Source organism: Lacticaseibacillus sharpeae JCM 1186 = DSM 20505, from assembly GCF_001436225.1.
Classification (GTDB): domain Bacteria; phylum Bacillota; class Bacilli; order Lactobacillales; family Lactobacillaceae; genus Lacticaseibacillus; species Lacticaseibacillus sharpeae.
This window is the reverse complement of sequence record NZ_AYYO01000036.1, coordinates 20,625-27,036: the sequence shown is the minus strand read 5'-3', so window position 1 is coordinate 27,036 and position 6,412 is coordinate 20,625. Positions and strand designations below refer to the sequence as shown.

4 protein-coding genes are annotated in these 6,412 nt (G+C 50.5%); 2 read left to right on the top strand and 2 right to left on the bottom strand.

The genetic code is table 11. The annotated features are described in order from the left end of the window. Window positions 1-2,850 precede the first annotated feature (2,850 nt). Entirely contained in the window at window positions 2,851-3,078 is a 228-nt protein-coding gene (locus FC18_RS07355) for a hypothetical protein (protein ID WP_054680124.1), read from the top strand. A gap of 1,157 nt (window positions 3,079-4,235) precedes the next feature. On the opposite strand, the gene fba is transcribed toward FC18_RS07355, so the two are convergent. Both fba and FC18_RS12080 read right to left on the bottom strand, forming a co-directional pair. After that, window positions 4,236-5,117, bottom strand: coding sequence for a class II fructose-1,6-bisphosphate aldolase (gene fba / locus FC18_RS07350; protein WP_054680127.1), 882 nt, complete (start codon window positions 5,115-5,117; stop codon window positions 4,236-4,238). Between the two features lie 196 nt (window positions 5,118-5,313). Then, a complete protein-coding gene (locus FC18_RS12080) occupies window positions 5,314-5,616 on the bottom strand; it encodes a hypothetical protein (protein WP_162207935.1) in 303 nt (100 codons plus the stop codon). 18 nt (window positions 5,617-5,634) lie between these two features. Here FC18_RS12080 and pnuC point away from each other — a divergent pair, with 18 nt between their 5' ends. Then, the gene (gene pnuC / locus FC18_RS07340) at window positions 5,635-6,408 is read left to right on the top strand and encodes a nicotinamide riboside transporter PnuC (protein WP_056975909.1); all 774 of its coding nucleotides are present in this window, start codon (window positions 5,635-5,637) and stop codon (window positions 6,406-6,408) included. Window positions 6,409-6,412: the final 4 nt, after the last annotated feature.

Genomic DNA, 6,412 nt, shown 5'->3' with positions numbered 1-6,412 from the left:
TCTCTCCTAGTCGTAGTACCCGCAAAAGTCAGAGAAGACGCGGGGCCGGGAATGCTGACGAGTGGCAGCAACGCAGCGGAGGCAGGCGCGAACCGGGCAAGGTAACAAGCTCAGATCCAACGGGGAGGAAGAGAGAAAGCTACGAAGCGGGGGAAGCGGGAGCAAGCGGAGGGTTGCAACCAGGGGCAAGCAAGGGGGGCGAGGCGAATGGCAAGTGCATCTTGCCAGAACACAAGCGCAACGAGCCGGAAAAAAAGCGGACCTCGAATTGCAGGCGGGTATCTACTTGATAGAATAAACCTCACCGCCCCGAACGCCCGCTGTGTGGTACTAGCTAAGGGCTAGGGCAATTAGGCGTGTCTGGGGGAGCAGACGGTGTGTGGCGTATATGGCAGGAATTTGGGCCTGTGGATTTCTTCCCGCCAGTTTTTGTTTATGCACGGGTTATCCACTGTGTATAAGTCAATTGAGTAGCGGCGTTTCGCTGCGCTCTGCTGGTGCTACTGCCGGCGTGCCGTGTGGTTTGGCGGATACATCGCGGCCGAATTAGCGCGCCGCGTGCGGGTGTTTACGCAAAGCGGGGGCGGACGAAAAGCTGATTTCTGAAAATTTACACGGGACATATATATAAATACGCGCATATTGGGTCAATATAGACATATTTGGCGCGTATTTAAAAATATGTCCTCTCTTATTTTTCTGAAATTGGGGGATAACTGTACCGTGTCGCTTTCTGGCCGCGACGCGCTGTCCCCAGATTGTGGGTAAGGCTGTGCACAGAGATCCGCGCACAAAAATACCGCTAGCGAAACTTGGGCCGGTTGCTAGCGGCATCGTTGTTGTTGCTATTGTGTTCGGGAGCTGCGCTGCCCCGAAAGCCATGACCGTCTGATTAGCCAACATAAGTGGTCTTGGTTACAGCCGCAGGATTCGAAAAGCAATTTTGCACGCACGATACACAGCCATTGGGTCGGACATGCGTAATTGGCGTGACGCTGACCAGTCATGTGTCGGGAAAACGAACGCTACTGCCCGTCCGAAGCAGGATACACAAAAGCGCCGCAAACTGTACAACGATAGGGTTTGTAGCGCTTTCATATGGTATAATTAAGTCAGCGAAAAGTTGAACAGCGGTGCGGCCTCACAACTAGGAAGAGGGTGGTGCTTATGGTGTAATCCAGGCACACAAATCTAACGAAAGGAGGCATCTATTTTCTTGACGGCCTTTGTGCTGTCGGCACTCGTGTGGATTGGTTTCTTGACCAGCATCGTCACTGCCCTAGCTGGGTTGGTGATGGCACTGGTAGGATTGCTCCGTGCAATTCGCAAGCTGATTCGAGTGGCTAGGAATTTCTGGCGGGAATAAAAAAGTCGCTGATACTTTAGCCAGTTCGCGACTTTTTAGTTTCACTATTAAGTTGTGAGCTCACCGCCTGCGCAATGGCTCGCGGTTATAGATTGCCCAACGTGTTCCAGCGCGTTGGGCTTTCTTTATGTCTATATTATAACACGACCGCTAATCTTTGAGTAGGTCGGTGTAAGCGCTCAGAAGTGCCGCTTCTGTGGCCACATGATTTGTAGAGCGATTTTACGTGAATTACTCGCCACGCGTGACCATACGTCATCGCATCAGGACATGCTTAATTGGCGCGATAATAAACAGTTAAGTGCCCGAAAATTCACATTCCTAGGCCGTGTGTCTTCCATAGGTTCTGCGTTATCCCCAGATAGGGGTAAGGCTGTGCACAGAGATCCGCGCACAAAAATACCGCTAGCGAAATTTGGGCCGGTTGCTAGCGGCATCGTTGCTGTTGCTATTGTGTTCGGCCGCCGATGACAGGTGGTCGAACCGCGAAGGAAGTGTGGCTATCTACCACGGATTAATTATAGCGCGTAGTTGCGGCCCCGCTTGGTGGTGGCCGGGCGCAACGTGATGGCGGCGGGGTTTGCGCGCCGTGGGAAATCTTCGTGGCGCCGGTTTTGGGGCGGGTGCGCGGAGATTTTGGCAATTTGTGGGGCGTGATTAGGCGAGTTTTGCAATGGGAGGCGGCGGACTGCGTGATTACCGGTGCACTGGTCATGGAATTTTTCCGTGGAATGCCTAGTTATAGCGGTTTCCGTGTTGCTGCAAAAATAGGTCGGTGACTGTCATAGTGCGCGCACGATATAATTTAGAGGCAGAAGTTTTACATGCGGTGGCCTTGAGAGGAGCTGATGCTTATGGAAGAAAACCATGGGCGAATTGCAGCAACCAAACGAGGTAAGAAGATGCTTTTGAAGGTGAGCCTGACTCTGGGCTTGCTGTGTGTGATAGCAGTGAAGGTGTTCGTGATACTCCAGATTAACGGATGAATACTGGATCTGCTGAATGGCTGGGTCATTAAGTTGGCCCGGCTGCGGCACACGTGGGAGATTCTTTTCCCCAAAAAGCGCGAGAAAAAACGCCGCTAGCGGAAACTTTGGCGAGTTTCTAGCGACGTTCGTAAGTTGTTAGATTAATGGGCCACCGCTATAAGACGGATGCCATCAAGGGCTGGTGCTGGAACACCAGTCCTTTTTGTTACCCCAATTCTAACACGTTGGGTGGGGAGCGGCAAAAATACGCAAGGATAATTGTGTCGGCTTGGTTTGGCTATGCAATTAGGTTGAGCCTGATTGGGCGTTTATTGCAACAATCTCGCTCTGGATGCTTATTGAGCCTGGCGGTGTGAGAATTTTTCTGTTGGGAATGCCTAGTCAGAGCGGTTCCTGTGCTCCCACTAAAATTGCAGGGTGCCCGTGGTGATTAAGCCACGATATAATTTAAGGGCAGAAGTTTTATCTGCGGTGGCCTCTAAGGAGATGGTGCGTATGACTCATTCATACCAATCGCCAATCGAGAAAAGAGGTGTGAAGATGCTTTTGGCAGTGCACGCAATTTTGCGTGTGTTGTGCGCGCTAATGATTGACGCCTTAAGAATCCTGTTTATCAATGGGGTGATCGTGGTTGTCGTCATCTTCTGGACGATTCATGTCGGCCAGTTGCGGCGCGTGTGGGGACGAACGTTCCCGAAAAAGCGTAAAGAAAAACGCCGCTAGTGAAAACTTTGATCGGTTTCTAGCGACGTTCGTAGTTTGTTAGAATAATCGGCCACCGTTCTTAAAACGGCTGTCATCAAGGACTGGTGTTGGCGCACCAGCCCTTTTTGTTACCTCAATTCTAACACGTTGGGTTTGGAGCGGCAAAAAAGCGCAGGAAGAATTGTGTCGGCTTGGTTTGGCGATGCAATTAGGTTGAGCCTGATTGGGCGTTTCATGTCGGCCGGCTGAAGCGCGTGTGGGGACGGACGTTCCCGAAAAAGCGTAAAGAGAAACGCCGCTAGTGAAAACTTTGGACAGTTTCTAGCGACGAATTCGTTAATGGAAATCGGCCGCCATTCTTAAAACGGCTGTCAGGAAGGACTGGTGTTGGCGCGCCAGTCCTTTTTGCTACCTCAATTCTAACACGCTGGGTGTGGAGCGGCAAAAATGCGCAAGGATAATTGTGTCGGTGGTGATTAAGTTGTACATTTTGCGTAAGCTTGATTAGTCCTTTTTTGCAACGGAACAGTTAACTTGCTGGTTTACAAGTTTTTGACGTAAGAAAACTATTTTGAAAAGGTTGAATTAATGCGGTTCTGGCCATCACGGTCAACTAAATTGTATGCGGTGTAGCATTCTTTATGGTGAATGTTGATATACTAATTAAGCTGGTTCCTCTTTAGGGGCTAGTAGGTGGTGAGATCATTGCATCCTTTTTTTCGCGCGGTGACTGAGCAGGTTATCGCTGGTGTTCTCACTATTGCTGTGGTGGCAATCGCAAAGGGCTTCTGGGGCCTAATGCGCCGTGGGTGGGAATACCTAAAGTACCACCACCTAGAGTAATCTTGGTGTTTGGGACGTTCATTTTTTGAACGTCCTATTTTTGTAAAATAAAAGGCGTAGGGAATAATCCCACGCCCAGCCACAGGTTGTGTCGTAAGTTGGTTAGACTTACTGCCCATTGCATCCTTTTTCTCTACCGGCATTATAACATACTGCCAAATTTCCGCAAAGCAAAAGACTTGGGGATTATCGCCAACGCCTTGCGCTGAACGTGCGTTGGTTAGTCCTGTTAAATTTTGAGTCAAAAAATTTTCTGCCAAAATTAAAATATATAATCAAAAAAGCCGTCCGCCAGTTGGCGAACGACTTTTTCATTGTTCTGAAGAGTTGAATTACAGTTCTTCTGGAACAAGCTTAACAGGCTTGGTGCCCATCCAGCCGATGATTTCCTTGACGGTGTCAGAGATGGCATCCGTACCAGGCTTGAGGAGCTTACGTGGGTCGAAGCCCTTACCCTGCTGGTCCTTACCTGCTTCGATGTATTCGCGGGTAGCCTTAGCGAAGGCAAGCTGGCATTCCGTGTTGATGTTGAGCTTAGCAACACCCATGGAGATAGCCTTTTCAACCTGTTCCTGAGGGATACCAGAACCACCGTGGAGAACAAGTGGCTGTTCAACAGCGTCTGCAAGTTCCTGGAGACGTTCGAAGTTGAGACCCTTCCAGTTAGCTGGGTACTGGCCGTGGATGTTACCAATACCAGCAGCAAGGAAGTCAACACCGGTAGCAGCGATCTGCTTAGCTTCGTCGACGTTGGCAAGTTCACCTTCACCGATGATACCGTCTTCTTCACCACCGATAGAACCAACTTCAGCTTCAACGGAAATGCCCTTGGCGTGTGCCAAAGCAACGATTTCCTTGGTCTTAGCCAAGTTTTCTTCGAAAGGCAGGTCGTGACCATCGAACATTACGGAGTTGTAGCCGGCAGCGATTGCTTCCTTAGCAGCTTCGAAGTTACCGTGGTCAAGGTGGATAACAACAGGAACAGTGATGTCCATAGCCTTAACAGTTGCTTCGATGAGCTTCTGGCAAAGTTCGTAGCCACCCATGTACTTAGCAGCGCCCATAGAGGTCTGGATAAGAACAGGAACGTTCTTTTCCTGAGCAGCACTAAGGATAGCGCGAGTCCATTCGAGGTTGTTGGTGTTGAATGCACCAACTGCGTAGTGACCCTTACGAGCCGCTGCAAACAATTCAGTACCATGTACTAAAGGCATTAGATAAAGCCCTCCTAGATTTATTTTTTACAAGTTTCATTCTAACACACTTTCTGAATGCAGGGGAAATCCGAAAGTGACAAAAACACGAATATTTCTGATCTGCACGCTAAAAAAACAAGTTGCGCAGGTGGCAGGGCCTTAGCGACGGTTTTCAGCGGGGGGATAGGTAACGACCTGAGTAGACAGCTCGTTTTCATGAAAGCGATGCCAGCGGAAATTTCACGTGCGCCCGATTTTGCTGGCTGTCCCGATAGCGAGCGCGTTCGTTTTTTTTGCCGTGCCGCATGCCGACGCGGCGGGAATACTGGGGCTGGTGAACGTTGTTTTGTCGAAATTCACCTTGTGCATAAGGTTCAATGTGGTTATGATAGTAAACATTGAGCTTCAATTTGACATCTACATATTGTGTTTGAATTGCGAGTGATTTACGAATTGCCACCATATATAGGGAATGGGTGGTGAGGACAAGGTTGGTGTTACGGCGCCGGTCTAACATAAGAAAGAAGGAATCCCCATGGAACAAAAGTTTGAAGAAGTCCAGACCACTGAGAAGCGGTTTGAAGGTAATTACTGGCAGTGGATCAAATCTGAATTAGCAGGTTGGGATGCGACGCCCTGGAGCATGTTCTGGTTTGGGGTTTCCTTCCAGCTCGCACTCTTCCTGATGAACCCCATCAACGTCACGACCAGCATCACGTTCGCCGCGACCGTGTTCGGCCTGCTGTGTGTCTGCGCGATGATGGTCGGCAAGTCGGTCAACGGCCTGCTCGGCTTCATTTCTGCCATTGGTTTCATCTACGTCAACTGGAACGCCGGCCACTTCGCCTCCGTTCTTGACCAAACCGTGTTCGTCCTCTGCATCGACGCACCACTGATGCTCAAGTGGCGCACGTGGGGTGAAGACTTCGACGCCAAGCTGCGCCACCTCGACGCCAAGGGTTGGGTGCTCGTGCTCGCCATCATCGCCGTCCTCTGGTTCGGCATGTTCCACGCGTACACCGCGCTGAACGACACGAACCCACTGTGGGATTCCCTGGTGCTGTCCATCGGCGCCACCGCGTCTGTCATGATCGTGTTCCACTTCAACGACACGTACACCTTGTGGCTCGCCGAAGACGTCGTGAACATTCTCCTCTGGTTCACCGCGCTCAAGGCTGGTTACTCCCAGAGTTCCCTGCCGATGCTCGTGGTCACGTTGACCTACTTCGTCACCGCGGTTTACGGCAAGTTCTACTCCCCTTGGTCTGCCAAGCACTACAAGGAAGTGCAGGCTAAGCAGCAAGCATAGTGAG